Origin of the sequence: Komagataeibacter rhaeticus, assembly GCF_003207855.1 — a bacterium.
Classification (GTDB): Bacteria; Pseudomonadota; Alphaproteobacteria; order Acetobacterales; family Acetobacteraceae; genus Komagataeibacter; species Komagataeibacter rhaeticus.
Genome location: NZ_NKTZ01000016.1, coordinates 26,701 through 49,146 on the forward strand (window position 1 = coordinate 26,701; position 22,446 = coordinate 49,146).

The following is a 22,446-nucleotide window of genomic DNA, read 5'->3' on the forward strand; positions in this document are numbered from 1 at the left end:
GGTCTCAGTCCCGTCCGTCGCGCTTCTGCGGCCGGTTCCAGTGCAGCGACCAGATGCCACCGTCACTGGCGTCACGGAACAGATTGGCGCGCAACGGCTGCGGCAGGAGCGGATCGTCGATCACCAGGGCGACGTAATCGCCGGCCCGCTCGCCAGTGCGTTTCCAGCCGGCACCGATCTCCGGACCGTCCTCGTCATCACGATGAATGCGATAATCCAGGGCGTTGTCGGATTCCGATTTCTCGGCCTGCACAATGACGATCTCATGGGAACCGAGGAAGGTCTGGATGCGTCCGGCAAAGCCGGTCTTGTCGCGCGTGAAGCTACCGATCTGCGGCATGGGAAGTCTCCATAGCGATGTTGGGGAAGGACGGCATCGGCCTCTCAGCGAAAAGGCCGTGCCAGACGAAATGACCGTCGCCGTACGCGTCGGTGTAGAGCGGCGTCGCTCGACCGATCACGGCACCACGCGAGAGCGGGCCGAAATAGCGGCCGTCCAGACTGTCGCGAACGGACGGGTTCATGAGAAAAATCTGATCGGGTTCAATGCGGCGACAGCCCTGCCAGACCAGCAACGCGCGCCCGCGCCGGTCACGGTCCTGCGCCTCGCCCAGCCGCACACCATCCACGGTGACGGTACGGCCGACACGGCACACCTGTTGCCCCGGAAGGGCTGCAACAGGCTTGAGCAACGGCACGTTCCGCCCGATATAACCGCGCTCGCTCATGAAATCGGCCAGCGGTTTCGGTGGCCTGACGGCGACCAGATCACCGATCTTCAACCCGTTCGAAGCGGTAAGGTCGTAGAGGCCGAGGGGCGTGCTGGCGGAGGCGTTCCAGAGCAGCTTCACCGGCACGGGGACGATGGAGGCAACGGCCACGCCCATCGCGGCAAAATACGTCGCCATCACATAACCGAAGCGGGTCATGGCACGATCTCCTGTCGTCTGAGCCAGGCCCGATGACGTGCAATCGTGTAGGGGCGCGGCTGCTCACCGGCGTTCAGCCGGTTGCCGACATGCCGCCAGTGATCCGGCGAAACCGCGCAGGCGTCGAGGCCGGCCTCTTCCACCGCATCGATATGACGGAGCACCTGTTCGACCTTCGGCCAGCCCGCAACCCGCAGCAGGATTTCACTGCCCGGCTGGACGAACGGCACGGTCTGGCAAGGGTCTCCCGGTGCCACGGCGCGCAGGATGTCGATACATGACCCGACCGTGCCGAAATCGTTGGCCGCCCAGCGGACAAAGGCAAAGATGCTGCCGGGACGGAAGGAAAAGACACGGCGGCGGCGGTCGAGGATCTGCTCCTGAGCCTCATGGCCGAATCTGACCCAGTTCTCGACCCGCTTCTCGATGTGGGTCAGTTCGACATGGGTCAAGGTGTCACGGGCAAACGGCAGGGAGTGGCCCCGCGCACGGGCCGTTGTGGCGCTGCTCATGGCCCGTCTCCCAGCATGGGAGAAAGACCACACGCGTGAGGATCATACGGCCTGTCAGCGGCACCGGCACCACGATCGGCATCCGGTCGCCCCAACATCAAAAAGTTAGAGTCTAAGTTAGACTCTAAGTTAGGAGCGCGATTCCGCTTTTCAGGCCAAAGGCTTAGCTGGGGTTCGTGCGCCTGAAATCCCGATAGTGATGCGCCCGAAGTCCCGATAGTCTCCGCGCCCGAAATCCCGTGTCCGTCCACACCGTCATCCACAGGCACTGTGGATAAATTGACGGGACGAATATGCAGCAGGTTCCGCCGTCCTTCGCGCCGGATCGCGAGGCGATAGCCGGGGAGCGACTGGCGGGCGGCGATGCGCCGCAGATCGAGCGCGAAATCGGAGACACGCGCCAGGCTGCCGGATTTCTCGTGGAGATGGGGAATCTCGAACAGCCAGCCCCGCGGCTGATGCCCGGCATGTTTACGGGCGACGCGGTAGAGCCAGCGTTCGATACCGCCCGTCAGGCGGAAGTAGGCCGGGTCGATGGTCAGGACCAATGAGCGGTCGATGACGCCGCGATAAAACCAGTCCGGCAGAACGCACTCCATGCCCTCGACGCGGCCGTCGCGGGTCGTCCGCTCCTCCCATTCATTGATCCAGGAGAACTGGTGTCGGCGCCAGTGCTCGCCGTTACGGATGGTGGTGCGGATCACGGTCGATTGCAGGCGGGCGAACGCCGCCTTGAGCAACCTATAATCCCGTGCGCCCGTGGCTCGGCCCACGGCAGTCAGAAGCTGGTATGGGGTGAAGCGCAGAAAGCGGGATGTCCTGAGGCCACCATTTTCGGCCTCGACAATCTGCGAGGCGGCCCAGATCAGCACATCGGCATCCCAGATCGTCGCCATGCCGTGCTCGGCTAGGCCATGAATCTCGACCTGCTGGCCACCGGCCTCGTACAGGATCGGCGCGACCCGCTTTGCCTTGGAGAGGGAGAAGAACGGGCGCTCCATCAGGTCGCGCTGGTCACGAGGGCTGGCATCGCCCCCCGCGATCACGAAGGGATCAAGGCCCAGCCGCTCGCTCTCCCGCCCCTGCTGGCCCCGCTGCGGCATGACGCCGGCCATTCAGAGGGTCGCCTTTTCGGCTGCTGTCAGCGGACGGGCCGGAAACACGCGGCAGGATGTCTCATCCGTCGTGGACCTACGTACACCGTTCTCGGTCCATCCCTGGAGGTCGTTGAGGGTGTAAACGATACGACCACCAATCTTCCGATAGGTTGGGCCTGTGCCGTAGGTACGATGCTTTTCCAGAGTACGGATGGAAATGCCAAGGAAGCGCGCCGCATCGGGCGTGCGCAGGAAACGGGGTGGCAACCCCGTCTTGGGATCGAGCATGATCGGGCCTCCGGTTGGGTTCGGCGACTGTCGGTCACGACAGCGGGCCATGGCGAACCGTGGCGGAGGATCGGCGGTCTGGAGAGTGCCGGAAACAGGTAGGGTTGATTACGGCACCCAAAGAAGCGATACTTTCGGAAAAATCCCTCTCGAAGTAGAAAAAAGTATGACAACACGCCACAAAATGAATATTAATTTATTCACTTACATAAAATAAGATCGAAATTTCTTTATAATAGGATTTGATGTTAAATATGACGCCTTCATTTCGAGAAACATTTCCGAATCTTTCTATGATTAAGCCTCTAATATTTTTAGGCAACAATTATTGCTGGGACAGTCCCTTCTCCATCAGGAATGATGATTCGGTAACTGCATTGCTTGATGCTATACTATTTTATCAAATTCATTCCTCCACTACCTCTATTGAGTGGTGCTATGAAATATCAGATAAAGCAATTGAAGATATAAATAATATTCTCAATCATGAAATGGATGAGATTGAAAAAAGAGGATATTTGTTTCTAAAACTTATAATAGGAACTAAACCACTAGAATTATCCATTTCTTGCGGACAAGAAGCAGAAGCCTATCACTGGATACACAAAGCAACATCTTCAGATTACGATCAAAATAATAGATACAATAGCGTTTACTCTTTTGTTCCTCTATACCAATCTGGAGATATCGAATCTCTTGGAACTAAATCTCTTTTCCTACTTCCCCGCTGGCTTTCTTATGTTTTTATAACCGCCAGAGAATACAATCTTTCACCAGAACTGGCAAATATTTTAGCAAATTACTTTTTTGATGTTTTAATAAATTTATACCGTAATTCCAAAAAAAAATATTCACCCCTTGTTGGAGACATCGCTTTTGCTATCGCAGCGATTGTAGCGTGGGCTATGAGTTGTGACCACGAAAATACAGAGATATGGACACAAGATGCATTGACTATTTGGAATGATCCATGCTTCCCCGATGCATTCCGCCCCTCTCTAGCCACTATATTTATTACCGAAGCATACGTATTTACAAGAAAAACATCACAGGAGTGGGCAAAATACATAATAAAAAATTATGGAGAACATTTTAGGGAACATGAAAAATTGCAATTTTTAATTGCTTCAATCGGAAGCTATAGTGATTGGGTCTTATTAAAAAACGAAATCATACAGGAAATAAAAAATGTTGTTGGAATATATGAATACTCTGGTGACATAGGAGCAAATGTTCCATATTCAAAAGAATATAGGGCAAGTTTGTTAAGGCCGTTAATACATTTTCTAGTAAAAGAAAAAGATCTTCATTCAATCATAGACGTTATGTCAGCATGGTATAAAAATCCAACATCAACCCAGTGCGATGATAATGTATTGTTTATATGCCCAGGTTTGGATAACGGACTAAGTATCTTATGGATAGGGGGCTGTTGGGGGCATATTTTTGATAAAAACGAAGGTCACCACAGAGTAAAAGAACACCTCAGCAAAGCTACAGGTATGTGGATAGATCCAGAAAATCCACTTTCTTATAATAAATCAAAAGAATGGACTCCAGATCATAGCAAAGGAAATGCTCTTGAAGAAGAAATGACAAAATACTATTTGTCTAGAGATTTATTTAGAAAATTAAAAATTATAGAGAAACCACGATCTCTTCTGATATTCCCGTCACTTTCCGATCCAATACAAGCACTACTTTATCGCGACACTTCATTATGTCTTCCTATAGAAATAAGCTTATCTGAGCCCAAAAATGACAGAAGAATCAATAGAATATCTATTTGGGCTGGAGAAACATTTTACACACACTTTGAAACAGAAATAATAGAAGATTTTGGAAAAAAATATGGAATATCCGTTTCAATATTCCTACCCAAAAACGGAGGAACAAAAGAAGACTTTGTTGAATTTTACCAACAACCCGATATCGATATATTGTGGGTGATCGGACACGGCGAATTCGTTCATGATGAACCGCAACGATGCGGAATCGTCATAATGTCAGATGACAAAAAAAATTCTCAATTATTACCCATGGATGATTTAGCGCTGGTTGAGAAAAATACGCTCGATAGGCGACTATTGATTCTTAATATTTGTAGCGGCGCAGCCACACAGGGAATGTCAGGATTATCCCGAATGGGCATTGGTCCATCTTTAGTAGATTCACATCAAGCTGTTATTGCCCATCTCTGGCCCTCAACACCAAGCCTCAGCTTAGCATTCGGCGCACTTTTTGCTTCAAATATAAATAAGAACAGTTCTTTTATGAACATATTTTCACGAACATTGCAGGAAATGCGAGATTGTAATAATATTATTACAAATATAGAGTCTCGACTTGGAAAAGATTTACGATGTAAATTTCGATTGGAAAATGATATGGAAGACTTTAAAAGTATTCTATCATGGGGCTCTCCTGTGTTTATGACATAAAAATTAGTTTTACTTTATTATATTACAATATTAATATAATACCATTTGTTTTAATATCTTTTAATGTTAGGAAATTACAGAACGACATCTATTATTTGTTTCTTCTCAACCGTTAGACAAGTGGAACGGGTAGTGCAAGAGCTCACGATAACCCCCACGAACATAATACCGACCATCGGCAACAAGGCGGCGGATCTGGTTCTTGCGAGGATCGTTGTCCCAATCCGCCTTCCTACCTCGAAACCTAAGCAGAACCTCGGCGAGCTTGCGATAGCTCGCACCAGCCGCCCGGCCGTCAAGCGCCCGGAGCATCAGGATATGCCGGTCACGTGTCTGCTGCGGAAAGTCTCGCCCCCGCTTGCCCCCAGACCGGCCGACTAACGCGCGCCATAAACGCAGCACGGCCTCCGCGCGAAGTTCCAGCAACTTATCAAGCGGCAGGATCACGACATAGGTGGCGGGTCTATCCGCCGGATGTGTCGGGAGCCAGAACTGGTGTGCCGCCGCGTCGGACCGCCAGAAGCCATGCCACGCATCACCGCCATCCAGCCGCGCAACCAGATCGGGCAACGCTGCGAGGTTGATCGGTATGACGGCTGGATCATCCGCGTCCGCGAGAACCGTGCGCAGTTCTATGACGTCAGGCGAGAGTTCCGGTATCCAGAAAACAGGCATGCGGCCGGCAGGCTGCGCCGGATCGACAGGGAAATCGCAAACCCCATCGTTCGGAAAAGGCTTTCCTCCCCCCTGCCTTCGGAGCCGCGAGCATTTTTATTCGCTGAAACGCGCGACGATATTCGTCGTCACGTCGAAGATATTCCCAGGCCATGCCGGCGGCTGCAATGTCTTTTGCGTGTTCGTAAGCGGCCGGCGACTGCCAATCTGATATCGGCATCGCGTTACCCTTCCTCTTGCGCCTGCTTCTGGCAGCAGGACAATCATGATGCGCGATGGGAAGGTTTTGTGCAGACTGCATTTGGAGATATGTCGATCTCGTAACGCGATCGCACGATATTATGTCGCTCTTCCACACCTGCCAGAATAGTTCGCGAGCCGGGCACTCGCCCGGCGAGCGGTGCTTATTTTCCATCTTTCTGCCGTCGATCCGCGCAGTCGGATCGGCGCAAATTTATGCGGACAGATAGGCCAAGGAAGCGGGAACCGCAGAACCGAATTGTGGGCCCTGCGGCGTTCACTCCCTATGCCGCTATTTTCTTCGCCGCGTGCCAGGCCAGGCGCCGGGTCGCCGTGGCCGCGTGGTCCGCGTCCAGTTCCATCCCCAGCCAATCGCGCCCAAGATGCTGCGCCGCCACCAGCGACGAACCGGAACCCGCAAACGGGTCCAGCACCAGACCACCCACCGGGCAGAAGGCTTCCACCAAGGGAAGGAGAGCCGCCACCGGCTTTTGCGTCGGGTGCAGCTTGTTGCCGGAATAGGGCATGTCGATCACGTCCGGGATGGGCTTCGCGGGAGGCGTCACGTTTCCCTTGGCCAGCAGGTAGGCGCTTTCGTGTTCATACCGGAGAAACCGGGAAGAGGATGAATACAACTTGCGAAAGACGATATGCCCGACCATGCGAAACCCCGCCGCCTTCCAGGCATCGGCGAATAAATCAATCCGGTTCCAGCCATAGAACGAAACGGCAAAGCCGCCCCATTTCAGGACACGGTGCATCTGGTTGAAAGCAGGCCGGAGCCAGCGGGAATTGTCGTCGTTGCGGACCTTCCGGCCGTCCCTGCCCTGATAGTTCACAAGGTAAGGCGGATCGGTGAGGATGAAGTCCACCGTATTGCGAGGAAGTGCGCGCATCAACTGCACGCTATCGCCATTGAGAATGGTATTGCGGAAATCGGTCGCCGTGTTCGTGTTGCCGGTCATGGTCTTTGCCCTTTGTTCCGCGAGGAACAGCCCCCGCTGTTCCTCTGCCTCGCGGCGAGCAGCGGGGTAGCAACGGCAAGGGCGACCGATGGGTAGGGGTATCGCCCGGTCTGCACGGAGCGCAGCGCAGGAAGATCGGGGACACCCCATCGGGCGGCGTCAGCCTGCTGACGCGCACCCTTGCCGGCGCGAGGGCGGAGCCCTTAGCCTGTTTTTACCCTGAGAGCCGCCCCAGCAGCTTCGGAAATGGCAGCCATAATTTGGAGCCTGGCCATCTTTTCGGGAATTTCGAGCAGCGGGATACCGGCCTTCTGCAAGGCCAGACGCTTTACCGCCATGCGGTCATCCGCATCGCCGGACAAATCGTGGCCTGTGCCATGATATTCGATCACCATAACTGGCAGCCCATAGCGATCAATCAGCAGGAAATCGACACGCTTGCCGCTATAGGAGCTGAAAGCCTGCTTCTGACGCGGATCTTCCGGATCGTAAGTCGTTCTGATGAACCCACCCATCGAAACCTCGAAAGCGAAACGCCAGTCGGGCTGATACGTCCTGATCCACTCGTCGAGCGCGTAGAGGACCTGCACAGCCTCCTTGTTGACGGGACGGACGGCCCGCAGACTGCACTGATTGATGAAGTGTAACTGATTTTTCGTGTTGGACAGGTCGTTGTCCTGAAAATATTGCCGCCGACGCTCTGCGTCCTTCTTCTGGTCGGCAGCCTGTGTTTCCAGCGTGGCAATCCGACGGCGCAACGACGAAAGCTCTGTATCGCGTCCCGAGACCTGACGATCCAGACTTTGAAGCCGCGTGTTCCTCTCGGCAATCTGCTTTCCTGCCTGCACCAGATCGGCCGTCGCACGACGCCCCCGGATGTAGAATCCGATGGCATATCCAATCGCCAGAAGAATGATCACCTTTTCCACGACCGATAAGCCTCCCTTTTCTGCGCGATCACCGCCGATTACCGCACGGACCGTCGCATAGTCTTCTCAAATCCCCTTGTCCTGTCCTTCATCGTTTCTGTCGCCCCATGACCGGGAAGGTGGACAGGATGGCACGCAAACCCGACAGGATCAGGATCGAGGTGTTCGGCCCCGCCGGTGTGGCGGAAACGGCCGAAGAGGCGTTCCGCCCGTCCAATGAGGCCATCCTGTCCCTCGCCCGCCTGATCGGCCGGCAGATGGCCCGCGAACAGTTCGAGCGTGCCCGCGCTCTGGAGCGGAAACAGACCCGGCAGAACCGATCCAGCCCCATGCGGTAGCCTCCCCTTCTCGCCAGTGTTGTCCCGGCGAATGCCCCCTCGCCGGGCAGTCGTGCATTTTCCTTGTGACCATTATGGTCCCGTGATATAAGGTCAATCAATGAGGATCATCGCCCGCCGCACGCTGAGAGAGTTCGTCGACAGTCTGGCGGGCCAGAAAGACCAGCCGGCCGTCAAGACGGCGCTGGACGCCTGGTTCGCCGAAGTCGGCAGGGCCGCCTGGATGAGCACCGCCGATGTGAAGCGGCTCTATGCCACGGCGAGCATCGTCAGCGCGGAGCGGATCGTCTTCAACATCAAGGGCAACGCCTATCGCCTGGTCGTGGCGGTCGATTTCGAGAAGAGCATCGTTTGGATCAAATGGATCGGCACACACAAGGCGTATGACAGGATCGACGTGACGGAGGTGGAGCATGACGGCTGATCTGAAACCCATCCGCAACGAAGCGGATTACGATGCAGCACTCGACGAGGTCGGTCGCCTGTGGGGTGCGAAGAGCGGTACGCCGAACGGCGACCGCCTCGACGTGCTGGCGACGCTGATCGACGCCTATGAGGCGAAGCACCATCCGATCGACCCGCCCGATCCGGTCGAGGCGATCCGCTTCCGCATGGAGCAGCAGGGCCTCACGCGCAAGGATCTGGAGCCGATGATCGGCCCGCGCAACCGGGTGGCGGACGTGCTGAACCGCAAGCGCGGCCTGTCGATCGACATGATCCGCCAGTTGCATGACGGCCTCGGCATCTCGGCCGAGGTGCTGATCCGGCCCAGCCGGATGGACAAGGTCGCCTGATAAGGAACATCCCCATGACCCGCGTCGCCCTGTATGCCCGCTACTCGTCCGACAACCAGCGCGACGCCTCGATCGAGGACCAGTTCCGCATCTGCCGGGAACACGCGAAGCGCGAGAAATGGAAGGTCATCGGTGCCTACAAGGATGCGGGTATCTCCGGCGCCAGCATGATCCTGCGTCCAGGTATCCAGACCCTGTTGCAGGATGCCCAGGCCGGACGCTTCGACATCGTGCTGGCCGAGGCACTGGATCGCATCTCGCGCGACCAGGCGGACGTGGCCACACTGTTCAAGCACCTGAAATTCGCGGGCGTACCGATCGTCACCCTGGCCGAAGGCGAGATAAGCGAACTCCATGTCGGCCTCAAGGGCACGATGAATGCCCTCTTTCTCAAAGACCTGGCGGCCAAGACCCATCGCGGCCTGCGCGGCCGGGTCGAGGACGGCAAATCCGGCGGTGGGCTGTGCTACGGCTATCGTGTCGTCCGCCAGTTCGACGCCAAAGGCGAACAGATCCGGGGCGACCGCGAGATCGACGCGCATCAGGCGGAGATCGTCCGCCGCATCTTCTGTGACTTCGCCGCCGGCATCGGCCCGCGCGCCATTGCCAAAGCCCTCAACGACCAGGGCATCGCTGGTCCCGAGGGCAAGTTGTGGAGCGACACCACCATCCGGGGCCATGTGAAGCGTGGCACCGGCATCATCAACAATGAGCTGTATATCGGTCGGCTGGTCTGGAACCGTCAGCGCTATGTCAAAGACCCGTCCACGGGCAAGCGTGTCTCGCGTCTGAATCCGGAATCAGAATGGGTGGTAACAGAGGTTCCCGATCTACGGATCGTCGATGACGCATTGTGGCAGGCGACCAAAGCGCGCCAGAGCGTCATTGCCGAGAAATACGTCAACGTCACCGAGGCCGTGCGGGCGCATCACAAGCGGAACCGGCTGAATGGCACACGTCGGCCGAAATCGCTCCTGTCGGGTCTGCTGTTCTGCGGCCAGTGCGGTGGTCCCTACACGCTGCGCGGTTCCGACCGTTTCGCCTGCTCATCCCACGTCACCAATGGTTCCTGCACCAACAGCCGGACCATCCCCCGCCCCGACCTGGAACGCCGGGTACTCTCCGGGCTGAAGGATCGGATGATGGCGCCGGAGATCGCGGCCGAGGCGATGCGCGCCTATGCCGAGGAGACCAACCGACTCAACCGCGAGCGCCGCTCCAACGCCGATGTCTGGCAGGTCGAACAGGTGAAAGTCGAGAAACAGATCCGGGGCATCATTGAGGCTATCAAGGAGGGCATGTTCCATCCCAGCATGAAGGCGGAGATGGATACGCTCGAAGCCCGCAAAGCAGAGTTGACGACCCTCCTGTCCGACGTTCCCGAGGATGTGCCGGACCTGCTGCCGAGTGCCTCGGCAATCTATGCCCGCAAGGTCGGCCGTCTGACCGACGCCCTCAACCGCCCCGAGGAACGGCTGGAAGCAGCCGAGGCACTGCGGGCGCTGATCGAGAAGGTCGTGCTGACACCCGGCCCGAACCGGGGCGAGATCGACGCCATGCTGTATGGGGAATTGGGCACGATCCTGAGCTGGATCGAGCAGCAAGCCATTGAAAAGGCTGAAAAAAGAAACACTCCCGGAGCTGGCCTCACGGGAGTGTCGGTATCAGTGGTTGCGGGGGCAGGATTTGAACCTGCGGCCTTCAGGTTATGAGTTTGTAGGCAAGAGCTACGCCCTGCCACGAAATTCCCCGACGCATCCCGAAGAACCACTACTATCCTATTATTTTAATTGAATAAGTCGTTCATTTTGGCTCTTCTGTCTACGCTTACTCACGCTGACGTTTCAATCCCATTTGCATCCTATACGCATCCTGTGGAGGCAGCCATGCCCCGGATATCAAAGCGCATAATCGCCACCCTCCAGCCTGCTGAGAAGGACTACATCGTCTGGGACGATCAGGTCGCCGGCTTCGCCCTGCGGGTCTGGCCTTCGGGTCGGATGAGCTACGTGGTTCATTATCGAGCCAATGGCCGGTTCCGACGTTATACGATCGGCCATCATGGTCCCTGGACGGCAGACAAAGCACGCGATGAAGCGATTAAAATCCTCGCTCGTGTGAAAGACGGCAACGACCCAAACACCGAACGCGGCGAAGAGCGGACCTCCCCCACAATCAGTCAGTTCTGCAAGACTTTCATTGAACGGCATGTAAAGACGCATCTGAAATCAACCACACAAGCCGAATATCAACGCGCGATTGACCTGTTCATTATAAAAAAAATTGGCAGCCGGATGGTGGCCACCCTGACCCACTCGGATGTGGTCGCATTCCACCACGCCTATCGCCATATCCCGTATCAGGCGAACCGGACTCTGGGTGTGCTGTCGAAAATGTTCTCTCTGGCAATCCTCTGGGGTGTGCGGACAGACAACGTCAATCCATGCAGGGGCGTGAAACGCTATAAGGAGCAGAAGCGCGAGCGCTACCTCACAACAGAAGAACATCAGCGTCTTGGCAAAGCACTCGACGACGGCCGTTCCGCAATGCCGGAAGCCGTCAACGCGTTCCAACTCCTGCTTTTAACCGGTTGCCGCCTGCGGGAAATCCAACGTCTGAAATGGGAATATGTTTTTCTGGACGAAGGGATAATCAGATTACCTGACAGCAAAAATGGTGCCCGCACGGTTCAGTTGGGCGAGAGTGCGATCGGCTTGCTTGGAGACATCACGCGGGTTGAGGGCAATCCCTATGTCATCACGGGACGGAAAGACGGTGGTCACCTGACCGATCTGGAGAAGCCGTGGCGGCGCATCCGAAAGGAAGCCGGGCTGCATGATGTCCGCATTCACGATCTCCGCCATTCCTTTGCATCCGATGCGCTGGAACTCGGCGAGGATCTGGTCATGATCGGGAAACTGCTGGGTCATCGCGATCTCAAATCGACCGCACGTTATGCTCACCTCAAGAAAGAACCAATCCAGCGTGCAGTCAAAGGGATCGATTTGAAAATTTTTACGGCACTTGTTTCAGGAGGCAGCGAGAGCAACATCTGAACACGTCAATTATGCCCTGCCTCACAGAACTATTTTTAAAAATACCTAAAAATATATTCGGCTTTGTTGCACAATTCACTGATTGGTCGTGCTGAACGCTCTTATGTTTTTTGTTATACGACCGCCTAAGTGATTGAGGTTCCGAGCGTTGTGAAGCGGTTAAAAGTAGCAACGTGGATGTGAACTTCGGCGATCTTCCACGTATTTGCGAAACAAAGCCGCCGCCAAGCCAAAATGGGCTCTTCAAGCATCCTGGTAGGAATGCCTGCCATGTGTGTGCAATATCGGGTTGACAGGCTCGCAACCATAATGGATTTTATAAAAAGTCTACCGTGACAGGAGCATATGTTTTCAAAAGATGGCCCATGCCATACATCCTGCGCCCCGCTCTTCATTGAGCCGCTGGTTTCTGGTCGCGTTCACGCTCATGGGCTTTCTGGGGCAACTCCTGATCCAGAGTCAGGCAATGCCGGGAGAAATGCCTCGTGCTACCATCCTGCGCCTGACAGGCATTGATATCGCTCCACATCTTTATCACACGCCACATAAGCACTCCGTCTGTGCGGATATGCCTGGCATGACAATGGACAATGTGACGCAGGCTGTGTCAGCCGACAATGAGGGCGACCACGACCACATGTCCGGGCATCCTTCTCATCACGATGGAAGCTGTCCGTTATGCCCCCTCCTGCACCTGCCAGTATTCCTGTTCACAGCTCTCGTGATCTTGCTGGCACTGGCGTTTATTCGTTGGCAACGCCACGTCAACATCGTTAACCCCCGTGCTCCACCTGTCATCACACTTGGTGTTCCTTTCTCCTGTGGCCCCCCTGTGTCTGCGGTCTTCTAGCGCCCGCAGGCCGTTTAAGCTGTCATTCATCGACCGTACGCGTTCACTTAACGCATAGTGCGTCGCTGACGTCATAAACTAATGACGAAAAAGACAATGACCGTCCTGCTGGCTGAACGATATTCTCAGCTCAGGATCAGCTTCCATGTCTTCGACACATGTTTGCGCACACACGTTCCATCGCGCGCACTTACTTTCTGCCGCCGCAATTTTTCTTATCCCGTCCTTCGCGGCGCATGCCAATGAACTGCCCGGAAAAGAGCGTGAGAGTGCCGCATCAACCAGGCAGGCGGCGATTAAAAAAACTCCGGAACAGTCATCACGAAACACGTCAAAACAACTCGGCGCTCACGTAAAAACAGGAGCAGCCGTCCCTATATCCAGCAACGCAGCTGAGCGGCTCGTTGTCACAGCCACGCGAACGCCACAGCAGATCCAGGACGTTCCCGCCTCGGTCAGCCTGATAACACGTCAGGACATCCAAATGAGGCAATCTTCCACGATTTCAGATGCCCTCAATCGCTTGCCTGATGTCGATATGGTCGGCACGGCGCGTATGGAAGGTCAGGTTCCCCAAATCCGTGGGTTTGCGGGACGCGAGATCATTTTGATGGTCGATGGCGCACGGCGTAATTGGGATTCCCAAGGGATTGAAGCGCCGCTTTATATCGATCCCGCCTTTATCCAGAGTGTAGAAGTTGTCGCCGGATCAGCGTCCACTCTTTATGGAACAGGTGGTCTCGGCGGAGTTATGTCAATTAAGACTATTGACGCAAAGTCCCTTCTGAAACCGGGTCAAGGCTTGGGCGGAGAAATTGATGGCGGCTATCAAAGCGCCAACGGAAATGGGAAGGGATCAGCAAAAATATACGGAAAATGGGGCAAGTTCGATGCGCTTCTTGCTTATTCTGGGCAAACCTTCAACTCGATACGATTAGGGGGCGGCGAGAGACTTTCACCCAATGACGGGCAAAGCCACAGCGCACTACTTAAACTTGGATATGACATCAATGACCGAATTAGAATAGATTTTGGTCAGCAATTTTATCTTGATGAAAACTATAGATCTTCAGTGCCACAAAAAGGTCCTTCCACTTACCACTGTTCTACCTGCCAAGAGCAAAATGTCCGACAGGACGAGTCAACATTGCACCTCACAACACGTAACGAGCAAGGCGAGGAAGATGGAAGGCTGACCCTTTACAGAACGAAAATGGCCTCAAAGCAGGTGCCGAACAGCATGGACTCTAATGGCGGGTCCACTGTCCTTGAGACCTATGGTTTCGACTTACAAAAATCATACTTTCGTAATTTCGGATTGTTTGGAAGACATAAATTTACTGGAGGCGTAAATTACTACCGCGATTTTTATACGTACACCACATCTGGTTCAAATACACCCAACGCACAACAGCAGGTATATGGGGTTTACGGGCAAGATGAAATAAAATTTCGCCACCATGTCACTCTTTCCCCTAGCTTGCGTTACGATAGATACAATACCTTTCCTGAACACGGGAAAGGTCTCTCAAATAGCTCAAACGGTGCTATTCTTCCAAAAATAACATTATCGTGGCAACCAACACGCGAATGGATGATATATCTCAGTTGGGGGAAAGCTTATAATGCTCCCACCCCAGCGCAAAGCGACATGGATTTGACAGGCAATCAATGGTTCGCAAATTTTGTTTCTAACAAAAATCTAAAACCCGAATCTGCCAAAACATACGAAGGCGGATTTACTTATACAAAGAGCGCACTGTTTAGCGAGCACGATCGTGCGAGCGTCCGCGCTACAGGTTTTTACGAAGACGTAACCAATCTCATTCAAGAAGTTGCTATCGGGCGTTTTAATGGAAAATATGGGAAAAACAGACCCATTTATCAATATCAGAACGTTGGACACGCCACACGTTACGGTATTGAGCTACATAGTAATTACGACATAGGAAACTGGGGGTTTGATCTGAGCTTCAGCCACATAAGAGTCACAAACGCTCGGACCGGTGCTGGGTTGTACTCGCCTCCAGATAAAGTTGCCGCTGATATGCGTTACCGTTTTCCGAACATCGGACTGACTTTAATGTACAGCCTCATGGCCGTAGACGCTCAGAACTACGATGCAACTATTATTCGTCGGCGTCCCGGCTATATGGTGCACGACATACTCGCAACCTGGGCACCTCCTCGCAAGCCTTGGCGAATTAATTTTGCTGTTACCAACTTATTCGACAAGGAATACAGTATGTATAAAATGGCTTCCACAAACGTTGATTTTCCTGAAGTAGGTCGCAGCTTTCGCTTTGATCTATCATATAGATTTTGACAATCGCCAGGAGGTTATTCTGAAATAAATCAAATTATTACACGTAATTCCATTGATTTATTTCCTGTTTTTATGTATAATTAGACGCCGCATAGAATGTCTATTGTGGTTACTGGAGGTATGAAATGGCTATTACTATAACTATACTTAAAACCAAACAAATTTCTGTACCTGTCCGGGCCGGACTGCAGTGTGGTTCGGGTGTCTGCGGTTATAACGCTTAAAACAATACAGAGACTGGCGCCTTTCCGCGCCAGTCTCGCCCTAGGAGGTATACGATGTGTAACGGTTCTATTGGCATAAATTTCACTGGCGGCCAATCTTACTCATCTATTATGTCCCTTATTGACGAGGGACATATAGATTACGTCGAACTCCTGATCGACAATTTTTTACATCTCAATCCAACAGAAATTGCAAAGAAATTTCCTTGCCCTGTCGCATTCCATATTATGCAATCCCGTTTTTTGGAGCGAGGTGAGGAAGAATTAAAGTATATATCAAGCAGAATAACGCAAATGTCTGAGGCGTTTCAGCCACTTTATATTTCCGATCATATCGCACTTTTCGAGCATAACGGAACTAATTTTTATCAACTCGCCGAAATAAATTATGCAATAGGGTCAATATATTTTGATAAAATTCGGCGATGGCAGGATATGCTTGGTCATACTCTATATTTAGAGAATTATCCTTCACTGCTCGACGGTTCTTATGAAGCTCCAACTTTCTTCGAGCATATATCAAAGAAAACTGAATGTAATGTGTTGTTTGATATATCCAATGCTGTTTGTGCCTCTAGGAATACGGGCGCAGACATAGACGACTGGAAGAATGTAATATCGAAAACGCTACACTATCATGTTGCAGGATACACTCCAGCACCAAGCGATAATAATATTTTAATTGATTCACATTCGGAGCAGATTTCATCAGAAACGGAGATCTTCATAGATCGTTATGCTGATCTGTTTTTTCGTGAAAATACTACAATTACTTACGAACGAGACGGAAATTTTGATTACGACCTTATAGTGGAAGATTTAAACAGCCTTCGCTTGAAATCGAAAAACCAGAGTGTATACAATGAACAATCATAGAAAATATTTGCGTGATATCGATGTCATAGACTTTATGTCGCGCCCAGATCAGTTTTCTTTGTTTTCTGACAACAGGCGCGCGTTGGTGCGATTAGATATTGCGTGGCGCGGTTATTGGCATGCTCTTTATGATCCATGTCCATCCCTACTGGATTTTTCTGGTGATCAAGACGGATTCAATATTTTTCGGCCCTTTATGAGGTGGGGTTCTGAGCGAAAAATTTGTTTTGGTTGGCCATTACACCTCTGGGTTATCATTTGGTTGCAAGAAAATGAGATGCTGAATAGTTCTAATTCCGAAATCATTCTATCGGAATTGGCGGGAGCTGCAGCTGCTCGGTGGGCCATATCTGATCGCACAGAAGCACTAGGCATCGCCATTTACCGCGGTATCAAACAAAACTGGACTGTCGGCTGGAAGTGCCGTGCGGTAGATCTGCAACGAGAAATTCAAGAAATTGAAATTGGTGCGGATTTAAGCCCGGAAGATGATATTCCGTCGTATTTCCTTATTTTTGATAACAAAATTTCTGTATTCCCTGGATGGAGCCGCATACTGTGAGCAATTTGACCTATGCGCCGTCAGTGTATAGAATAAATTTTTTTTTGTTATTCATTGGGATGGGTCTATTTATTTTCCCGGCCTTTTCTTCAAACGAAGCCCACGCAGCACCAAAGCTCGGGCGCCTTACTTTCCAGGCGGCATTCGGAAACCAGCCGGTAAGTTGTGCTAGAACCATAAGCCCGGTGGGGACAAGCGACAATACGGTCCGCATCAACGATCTACGCTTCTACATCCACGATGTGGCGCTGCTCACGAAGGACGGCCGTGCGGTGCTGGTCAAGCCAGGGCCGTCCGGCCTCTGGCAGCGTGACGGGATAGCGCTGATCGACCTGATCGATCGCAATATTCCATGCAGCGATACGACTCCGTCGCCGAACTCGGCTATCAGTTTTGTTTGGCCGCAAGGCCATTTCACCGGCCTGCGCTTCACCGTTGGGCTGCCTATGGCCGCCAATCACGGCGATCCTACGATTGCACAGCCACCACTGAACATGACGAGCATGTTCTGGACCTGGCAGTCAGGATATCGTTTTTTCACGCTCGACATCACGATGATTCCGAAGCCTGGCGACAAAGCGCGACCGCACGGCTTCCCTGTCCATATCGGGAGCACCGGCTGTGAGTCCGCCAGCGCGGTCGAGGCGCCGAAGGGCGCGTGCACGGCCCCGAACCTCGTCACGGTCACGCTGCCGGAGTTCGATCCGGCGCATCAGACCGTGAAGCTCGACATAAGTCGACTGCTCGCTCTGAGTAATGTCAGCACCAACCAGATTAATAGTGCGCCAGGTTGCATGTCTGGACCGGACGACAAGGATTGCGCAGGTGTGTTCCGTGAGTTCGGCCTGCCATTCGGATCAGAGACCTCTCCGCCGGCTCAGTCGGTATTTCGGGGTCGATAAGATGCGCACGTTATTTCGCAAAGTTCTCCAGATGGCCCTTCTGGGTGGGGGGGCGCTGCTTCTATCGGCCGCAACCCGGCCCACGACGTGGCATTGGGACATCCCCTCCTGGGCGCCTGCGCCAGTCGTCCCGTCCGACAATCCGATGAGGGCAGAGAAGGTCGCACTGGGGCGGCGGCTGTTTTATGACAAACGGCTATCGGAGAATGGGACGCTCGCCTGCGCGTCGTGCCATCTCCAGAAACTGGGCTTTGCCTCTGGTGTCCCGACGCATGTAGGCGCGCATGGCGAGCCGGGACTACGCACGCCGATGCCACTGGCGAACGTAGCCTATCTGCCGAGCTACACCTGGGCCAATCCACAGCTCACCACTCTGGAAAAGCAGATGCTGATCCCGATGTTCAGCGACCAACCGGTCGAGCTGGGCATGGGCGGCCAGGAAAAGGCGCTGTTTGCCCGGCTCTCGGATGATCCCTGCTATGCGCGCCTGTTCCGTGTCGCCTTCCCCGAGGCGAAGGGCGCGATCACACTCTCCACGGTCACGAAGGCGATTGCATCCTTCGAGCGCACGCTGCTGTCCTTCGACAGTCCCTACGACCACTCGCTGCATGGCGACAAGACGGCGCTGTCCCCGGCCGCGCAACGAGGCGAGGCGCTCTTCTTCGGCGAGAAGCTCGAATGTTCGCATTGCCATAATGGCCTGAATCTGACCGACAATATCCGCGCGGCTAACATGCCCTTTCCAGAAACAGGCTTTCACAATACCGGCTTGTATAACGAGGACGGCAAGGGGGCCTATCCTGCCAGTGATCACGGGCTGCGGACAGTGACAGGCAATGCCGAGGACGAGGGGAAATTCCGCACGGAAAGCCTGCGCAACGTCGCTCTGACGGGTCCCTATATGCATGATGGCTCCATCGCCACGCTGCACGACGTGCTGGCAGCACATTACTCGAAGGGAGGTCGGTCGGCGACAGGGCCACACGGAGAGAACCCGTTGCGCGACCAGTTCATAGAGCCGTTCGATATCAGCGAGGCGGAGATCGCGGACGTGATCGCCTTCCTGAACTCCCTGACGGATCAGAGCTTCCTCACCAACCCGGCGTTCTCAGATCCGGGAAAGACCTGCCCTTTGGCTCTGCCCTCAGCCTCTCCCTCTGGTAAAGGCGCACAATGATGACTTCGCGACTGGTGTACGGCTTATCGCATCTTAGCAACTCCGCCATGTCATCAGGCGTCGATATGGTATCTGGATCTGGTGTCTTCGTCTTCGATTCTTCGGGTAAAGACTATATCGACGCGGTGTCGGCACTGTTTTGCGCTACGCTCGGCTTTCATAATGAACGCCTGATCGAAGCCGCCACACGCCAGATGCGAGAGCTGCCAGTCTATCCCACCGCGCTAAACCGGACGGTCCCTGTCGTCCACGCGCTTGCGGACGCGCTCAGCGCGGCAGCGCCGATACCGGACGCTCACGTTCTTTTCGCCACAACCGGATCGGAAGCTATCGAAACTCTCATTAAAACGACTTGGTATATCAATAAACAACGAAATCCAAAACGGCATAAAATAATCACGCGTCGGGGGAGCTACCATGGATCGACGATATTTGCCACGAGACTTGGCGGGATCGAAAGCATTATCAATTCATTCGATCTGACGGGTGACGATATTCTGTATGCTGCGCAACCCCGCTGGCCACGTGACGCGTTGGCTGGAGAAACAGAAGAAGATTATGCACATCGCCTGGCGCTGGAACTGGCAGAACTGATAGATCACACGGGTGCCGAAAATATCGCGGCCTTCCTCTGCGAGCCAGTCTCGATTGCTGGCGGCATGTACCCAGCGCCGGAAGGATATTTTGAAGCAATCCGCAACGTCTTGTCGATGCGCGATATTCCTCTTTATTTCGATGAAATCGTGACGGGCTTCGGTCGAACCGGAAAGATGTGGGGAAGCCAGACCGTCAACCAGACGCCCGACTGCCTCGTCGCATCGAAGGGGCTTTCAGCGGCCTATCAACCGATTTCGGCGGTCGTCATGAATGATGATTTTCACTCCGCATTGGTGGACTGCTCGATTATGCACCATGGGTTTCATCATGGCGGCACATATCACGCACATCCTGTTGCCGCTGCCGTCGCCCTTGAAACGCTAAAAATCTATGAGGATGAAAGAATAGTAGATCATGTGCGGGATATTTCAGAACATTGGATAAAGATGATTTCGAAACTTGCGGCACACGAACTGGTCCGATCCACACGGACAATCGGATTATTAAGCGCGATTGAAGTCGGATTCCGTAGCTACAGGGAGCTTGATTTCCGAAATGATGAGAAGAGAGACATCAAACGGTCAGTTGTGAAAGCATGTATGGAACACGGCGTCCTGATAAGAATCTCACACGATAGCATAATTTTAGCACCACCTCTCATTATTTCTAAAAAAGACATTGATGAGCTTGAGCAACGCATGACGAAAGCTTTCAATACTATTCTGTTTTCAACAGCATAGCTGCGTCGAAGGTATCCTTTTCGTTGGTCAATAAGAGACTTTTTTCTCTGAAAATATTTGTCTTTCTGCTGTAATTCACACCAAGCAAGGAAAGTAAACATGACTTCTATCCGTAAAATCGTTGCCTCTATGTGTCTCGCAGGGAACTTCGTTCTGCAGATGGCGGACCCTGCCTATGCACATGCCCACCTGAACGCCGAAATACCCGCTGCGGATAGCACGGGAACGGCGCCGCAGAGCCTGACGCTAGGCTTTACTGAAGCAGTAGTTGTCAAGCTCACCGGCGTCGTTGTCACTGGCCCCAAGGGTAATGTTATAGAAACAGGAAACGTTTCCCTGTCGGATGACGGCAAGACTCTGACGATCCCGCTCAAAATTGACCTCGTGCCTGGACGATATTCCGTAACCTGGCACGCCCTTGCCGTCGATGGACACAAGACTCATGGCGTCTACGGGTTCACAGTTACTAACCGATGACACCGGATGCTTTCCTGATCCTATGTCGCGCCGCACGAGACAGCCTGGCGCTCTTTCTTACAGGTAGCCTGCTTTTTGCAGGGTGGCTGGCTCCGCGCAAACTCGGAAACGCACTCTCTGCCCGCCTGGGAAAGTTTTGGGCATGGGGGAGCGTTTTTACGACGGTAATCGTCGTTGCAACACTGCCAGCCGAAGTCTCCGAGGTCGGAGATGGATGGCAGGATGCCTTCTCGCCGACTTTAAGCAAAGCCGTGCTTGTTGACACCACCATTGGACAGGCATGGATCATTCAGGCCGTAGCTGGCGTCTGTCTTCTACTTCTAACTTGGCGTAAATGCGGCGCGGTCCTGTCGGTCATACCCGCATGCGTGCTTCTGACGGCGACAGCCTTGACAGGTCACGTGCGCATGATCGGTGTGGGCGCGATGTTCTTCCAGGCCGTGCATTTGCTTGCAGGTAGTTTCTGGTGCGGGGGCCTCATCCCCGTTGCCATGCTTGTCAGTGATACACGAAAAAAGAAGTGGGATTGCTCCATGCAAGTGGCGTTAGCACGGTACTCGGCTGCGGGGCATATCGCGGTGCTTCTGGTCCTGCTTACCGGCTCTGGACTCGGCCTGAATATCCTGGGGGGATGGCCGAAGCATGTCACTGTCTATTCTACACTACTCATTCTCAAGCTGGGATTAACGAGCGGTATGGTCTGTATCGCCTGCGTCAACCGCTATGTATACGTGAAAAATCTACGCCAGAAAAGAAACATTACGGTTAGCCTTAAATATCTTCAACGCGGAACAATAGCCGAAATTGCACTTTCTATTGCTGTTATTGCAATTGTTGCCGTTGCTGGGAGAATGGACCCGACAATCTTATCTCTGCCTACAAACTAGAGTCATGCGCGCATATCTATAGATGCGAATAAATATATCTAGGTATTAATTGTGGTATATAAGACATATATAAATATTACATTATATTTTTCATGTATACATAAATTATATTATTGTGCGTTACAACACTCACACTACAAACTGTCGAATTTTAATTTGTATGAGAGGAAAGAAATGGAATGGTAAGACACCCTCCTCTTGATCTACGGGAACTGCAATGCGTATGCGCAATTGCTCTTCAAGGAAGCATCCATGGCGCGGCACGCGCTCTAAATTCCAAACAGTCCGCAGTCAGTCGTTCACTTCGGCTACTTGAGGAGCGCGTCGGAATTCAGCTTTTCCGCAGGACATCATCTGGCACAACGCCTACGCCAGTCGGCGAAGCATTCCTCCGACAAGCTGAGGCTCTGTTGCACGACACAAATGCTCTTTATGAATATACTCGGAGATGCGCCGTAACCGGCCGTTTGAGGCCGCCTTATGATTGAGGATTGTGACTGGTAACTTACCGTCGTTAACGACGTCGTTATTGACGTCATTTGAGAGGTAAGAATGACCCAGGAA

26 protein-coding genes are annotated in these 22,446 nt (G+C 53.3%); 17 read left to right on the forward strand and 9 right to left on the reverse strand.

What is annotated here, in order from left to right; genetic code table 11:
• Positions 1–4: 4 nt before the first annotated feature.
• Genes CFR78_RS12640 through CFR78_RS12660 form a run of 5 tightly spaced genes read right to left on the reverse strand, consistent with a single transcriptional unit; the run spans position 5 to position 2,826 of the window.
• Entirely contained in the window at positions 5–340 is a 336-nt protein-coding gene (locus CFR78_RS12640; RefSeq protein WP_110581233.1) for a DUF736 domain-containing protein, read from the reverse strand.
• Positions 324–929 (reverse strand): S26 family signal peptidase, encoded by a 606-nt coding sequence (locus CFR78_RS12645; protein ID WP_110581234.1) that lies wholly within the window; start codon positions 927–929, stop codon positions 324–326. Before CFR78_RS12645 ends, CFR78_RS12640 begins: the two co-directional genes overlap by 17 nt.
• A complete protein-coding gene (locus tag CFR78_RS12650; protein ID WP_110581235.1) occupies positions 926–1,441 on the reverse strand; it encodes a DUF2840 domain-containing protein in 516 nt (171 codons plus the stop codon). Before CFR78_RS12650 ends, CFR78_RS12645 begins: the two co-directional genes overlap by 4 nt.
• Positions 1,438–2,556 (reverse strand): replication initiator protein A, encoded by a 1,119-nt coding sequence (locus tag CFR78_RS12655; protein ID WP_110581236.1) that lies wholly within the window; start codon positions 2,554–2,556, stop codon positions 1,438–1,440. Before CFR78_RS12655 ends, CFR78_RS12650 begins: the two co-directional genes overlap by 4 nt.
• Entirely contained in the window at positions 2,557–2,826 is a 270-nt protein-coding gene (locus tag CFR78_RS12660; RefSeq protein WP_064274290.1) for a helix-turn-helix transcriptional regulator, read from the reverse strand.
• 254 nt (positions 2,827–3,080) lie between these two features.
• Here CFR78_RS12660 and CFR78_RS16060 point away from each other — a divergent pair, with 254 nt between their 5' ends.
• Positions 3,081–5,267, forward strand: coding sequence for a CHAT domain-containing protein (locus tag CFR78_RS16060; RefSeq protein ID WP_146221291.1), 2,187 nt, complete (start codon positions 3,081–3,083; stop codon positions 5,265–5,267).
• A 105-nt stretch (positions 5,268–5,372) separates the two neighbouring features.
• Here CFR78_RS16060 and CFR78_RS16770 read toward each other — a convergent pair whose 3' ends face one another.
• The 4 genes from CFR78_RS16770 to CFR78_RS12680 all read right to left on the reverse strand — a co-directional run bounded on the left by CFR78_RS16770 (position 5,373) and on the right by CFR78_RS12680 (position 8,076).
• Entirely contained in the window at positions 5,373–5,942 is a 570-nt protein-coding gene (locus tag CFR78_RS16770; protein ID WP_110581237.1) for a DUF2285 domain-containing protein, read from the reverse strand.
• The gene (locus CFR78_RS16775) at positions 5,908–6,357 is read right to left on the reverse strand and encodes a transcriptional regulator domain-containing protein (protein WP_408884607.1); all 450 of its coding nucleotides are present in this window, start codon (positions 6,355–6,357) and stop codon (positions 5,908–5,910) included. Before CFR78_RS16775 ends, CFR78_RS16770 begins: the two co-directional genes overlap by 35 nt.
• 109 nt (positions 6,358–6,466) lie before the next feature.
• Positions 6,467–7,147, reverse strand: a complete 681-nt coding sequence (locus CFR78_RS12675) for a DNA methyltransferase (RefSeq protein ID WP_110581239.1) — start codon at positions 7,145–7,147, stop codon at positions 6,467–6,469.
• Positions 7,148–7,350: 203 nt separating this feature from the next.
• Positions 7,351–8,076: a DUF2726 domain-containing protein gene (locus CFR78_RS12680; RefSeq protein WP_110581240.1), complete on the reverse strand. Its 726-nt coding sequence runs from the start codon at positions 8,074–8,076 to the stop codon at positions 7,351–7,353.
• 107 nt (positions 8,077–8,183) lie between these two features.
• On the opposite strand from CFR78_RS12680, the gene CFR78_RS12685 reads away from it, so the two are divergent.
• The 16 genes from CFR78_RS12685 to CFR78_RS12760 all read left to right on the forward strand — a co-directional run bounded on the left by CFR78_RS12685 (position 8,184) and on the right by CFR78_RS12760 (position 22,370).
• Positions 8,184–8,414: a hypothetical protein gene (locus tag CFR78_RS12685; RefSeq protein WP_110581241.1), complete on the forward strand. Its 231-nt coding sequence runs from the start codon at positions 8,184–8,186 to the stop codon at positions 8,412–8,414.
• Positions 8,415–8,514: 100 nt separating this feature from the next.
• A complete protein-coding gene (locus tag CFR78_RS12690; protein WP_110581242.1) occupies positions 8,515–8,838 on the forward strand; it encodes a type II toxin-antitoxin system HigB family toxin in 324 nt (107 codons plus the stop codon).
• Positions 8,828–9,208: a helix-turn-helix domain-containing protein gene (locus CFR78_RS12695; RefSeq protein ID WP_034931849.1), complete on the forward strand. Its 381-nt coding sequence runs from the start codon at positions 8,828–8,830 to the stop codon at positions 9,206–9,208. Before CFR78_RS12690 ends, CFR78_RS12695 begins: the two co-directional genes overlap by 11 nt.
• Positions 9,209–9,222: 14 nt before the next feature.
• The gene (locus CFR78_RS12700) at positions 9,223–10,920 is read left to right on the forward strand and encodes a recombinase family protein (RefSeq protein ID WP_110581243.1); all 1,698 of its coding nucleotides are present in this window, start codon (positions 9,223–9,225) and stop codon (positions 10,918–10,920) included.
• Positions 10,921–11,094: 174 nt separating this feature from the next.
• On the forward strand, positions 11,095–12,264 hold the full coding sequence (locus CFR78_RS12705) for a site-specific integrase (RefSeq protein WP_034931190.1): 1,170 nt from the start codon (positions 11,095–11,097) through the stop codon (positions 12,262–12,264).
• A gap of 478 nt (positions 12,265–12,742) precedes the next feature.
• On the forward strand, positions 12,743–13,114 hold the full coding sequence (locus CFR78_RS16680; protein WP_228122168.1) for a DUF2946 family protein: 372 nt from the start codon (positions 12,743–12,745) through the stop codon (positions 13,112–13,114).
• A gap of 145 nt (positions 13,115–13,259) precedes the next feature.
• Entirely contained in the window at positions 13,260–15,440 is a 2,181-nt protein-coding gene (locus CFR78_RS12715; protein WP_082770917.1) for a TonB-dependent receptor domain-containing protein, read from the forward strand.
• A gap of 125 nt (positions 15,441–15,565) precedes the next feature.
• Positions 15,566–15,664, forward strand: a complete 99-nt coding sequence (gene mbnA / locus CFR78_RS16750) for a methanobactin (protein ID WP_074448733.1) — start codon at positions 15,566–15,568, stop codon at positions 15,662–15,664.
• A gap of 54 nt (positions 15,665–15,718) precedes the next feature.
• Positions 15,719–16,540: a methanobactin biosynthesis protein MbnB gene (gene mbnB / locus CFR78_RS12725; RefSeq protein WP_010517450.1), complete on the forward strand. Its 822-nt coding sequence runs from the start codon at positions 15,719–15,721 to the stop codon at positions 16,538–16,540.
• Complete coding sequence (mbnC, locus tag CFR78_RS12730; protein ID WP_010517452.1) at positions 16,527–17,102, forward strand: methanobactin biosynthesis protein MbnC; 576 nt, start codon at positions 16,527–16,529, stop codon at positions 17,100–17,102. Before mbnB ends, mbnC begins: the two co-directional genes overlap by 14 nt.
• Positions 17,099–18,004: an MbnP family copper-binding protein gene (locus CFR78_RS12735; protein WP_157132976.1), complete on the forward strand. Its 906-nt coding sequence runs from the start codon at positions 17,099–17,101 to the stop codon at positions 18,002–18,004. The genes mbnC and CFR78_RS12735 overlap by 4 nt, the downstream gene beginning before the upstream one ends.
• Positions 18,005–18,035: 31 nt before the next feature.
• Positions 18,036–19,181: a methanobactin export MATE transporter MbnM gene (locus tag CFR78_RS12740; protein WP_050800618.1), complete on the forward strand. Its 1,146-nt coding sequence runs from the start codon at positions 18,036–18,038 to the stop codon at positions 19,179–19,181.
• Positions 19,178–20,518: an aminotransferase class III-fold pyridoxal phosphate-dependent enzyme gene (locus tag CFR78_RS12745; RefSeq protein WP_010517556.1), complete on the forward strand. Its 1,341-nt coding sequence runs from the start codon at positions 19,178–19,180 to the stop codon at positions 20,516–20,518. Before CFR78_RS12740 ends, CFR78_RS12745 begins: the two co-directional genes overlap by 4 nt.
• A 99-nt stretch (positions 20,519–20,617) precedes the next feature.
• Positions 20,618–20,995, forward strand: a complete 378-nt coding sequence (gene copC, locus CFR78_RS12750) for a copper homeostasis periplasmic binding protein CopC (RefSeq protein WP_010517558.1) — start codon at positions 20,618–20,620, stop codon at positions 20,993–20,995.
• Entirely contained in the window at positions 20,992–21,882 is an 891-nt protein-coding gene (locus tag CFR78_RS12755; RefSeq protein ID WP_034931184.1) for a CopD family protein, read from the forward strand. Before copC ends, CFR78_RS12755 begins: the two co-directional genes overlap by 4 nt.
• Before the next feature lie 179 nt (positions 21,883–22,061).
• Positions 22,062–22,370, forward strand: a complete 309-nt coding sequence (locus CFR78_RS12760; protein ID WP_110581244.1) for a LysR family transcriptional regulator — start codon at positions 22,062–22,064, stop codon at positions 22,368–22,370.
• Positions 22,371–22,446 lie beyond the last annotated feature (76 nt).